This window comes from Effusibacillus pohliae DSM 22757 (genome assembly GCF_000376225.1).
Lineage (GTDB): Bacteria > Bacillota > Bacilli > Tumebacillales > Effusibacillaceae > Effusibacillus > Effusibacillus pohliae.
Genome location: NZ_AQXL01000018.1, coordinates 1 through 1,557, shown reverse-complemented (window position 1 = coordinate 1,557; position 1,557 = coordinate 1). Strand labels below are relative to the sequence as shown.

The window sequence follows — 1,557 nt, the reverse complement described above, 5'->3', positions numbered from 1 at the left end:
AAACTGCTCTTCGTACCATTTCAATTTGGCGGACAGTTCGGCGATTTGCTGCTCCAGTTTGAGGCAGCGATCCTGCCAATCTTCGATTGTAAGGGTCGGGTAATGCGGAGTGGCGCAGTACTCGCATCTTTCGTCAAAAATCCAAGGTGCAACGGTCAAGTATCATCGGAAACTTGTCTATTTTTGCTTGATTTATTGAAAAATCAGCAGCAGCGGAAAGCTTGACCGCACGTTTTTGGCGCAGATTCATATGATTTTGTAAGCATGGAAGACAGCCAGCCCAACGAGTGTATCTTCCAGCTTCCCCCTAAAACAGCCGTCCTTTCCAGGGCGGCGTTTTCGCTATTTGAGACGGATTGCCAAAAAATTAAGCGCAAACGGAAGACTTGGCAATTTCAAAGTGTGTAGGATGATAGTGAAATTTTTTAGAGGGGTGGGGTACTCTGTCATCCTGCATCTCTTGATCAATCCAACCGCCATCGTTATGGTTCCAATTCCCACTTGCATACAGAACACACGTTCGTAGTATAATATTAATACGAACATATGTTCTTGTGATTAGGAGGGACAGTATGCTTCGTGACTTGCAAAAATATATTGGCCAGACCATCGAGATTATCTATATCGACAAACAGGACAGGATCACCCAACGAAAAGTCGAGCTGCGGTCGATCAACGGACACCTGTGTAAAACGTTCTGCTTTCACCGGCAAGCCCCCAGATCATTCAGGGTCGAGAATGTTCTTGCTGTCACTCAGGTAAAAGGCAGTCCACAACATGGAAACGGGGCCTGACGGCGCAAAGCCTGCCAACCGTTGGAGAGGTATCGTGATGAGCAAACGGCAAGAACGAGTGGTCATGCTGGTGGATTGCCAATCTTTTTACGCAAGTGTGGAAAAAGCTGCCCAGCCGGAATATGCGGATCGGCCGGTCGTCGTGGCGGGAGATCCGGCGCGGCGGACAGGCATCATCCTTGCGGCGTGTCCGATTGCCAAGCGGCTAACTCCAGATACTTTCAAGTGGCAAAAAGCGGGCGGTCATCACATGACAATGCTGCGAGACTACCACACGTGGGATGAAATCCGGGTTTTGATCCCGGAACTGTCGGAGTTGGTATGCCAGCGGTGTCGCGCCAAGGGATATATGGGACGGGGCGTGTCGATCGGCTGCCTAGAAGCCGATTTTGACCGTCCTTCCGGATTTCATCGACAGATGAAGCTGCCGACTCCCACCAATCTGACGGATGACGTATAGAAAGCGGCCTGCCTGTTGTTTGAACGACATTGGGACGGTTTGCCGATCAGGCAAATCGGCCTAGTGCTCCACAACCTGGTGTCGGATGAAATGTACCAATTGAACCTGTTCGAGGACCGTGACAGGAAACTCAAGCTGGCCATGTCCCGCAACCTAAACAAAGCCCTTGACACTTCCTATTGGGAAGCACAAGGGCTGAAAAGTTTGCTTGTGTAGCCGCTCACGCTATTTGGCGGTGAATTTCTCACCGCCATTGTCGTGAGCGCTCTACCGTCAATCCGCCAGCCGAGTGAGCGCTGTGTC

Annotated in this window: 1 pseudogene; it reads left to right on the top strand. The window is 50.7% G+C overall.

Annotated features, from left to right (window positions below):
• The first annotated feature begins 831 nt into the window (after positions 1-831).
• Positions 832-1,470: pseudogene (locus C230_RS0100190) on the top strand (DinB/UmuC family translesion DNA polymerase).
• The last annotated feature ends 87 nt before the right edge of the window (positions 1,471-1,557 follow it).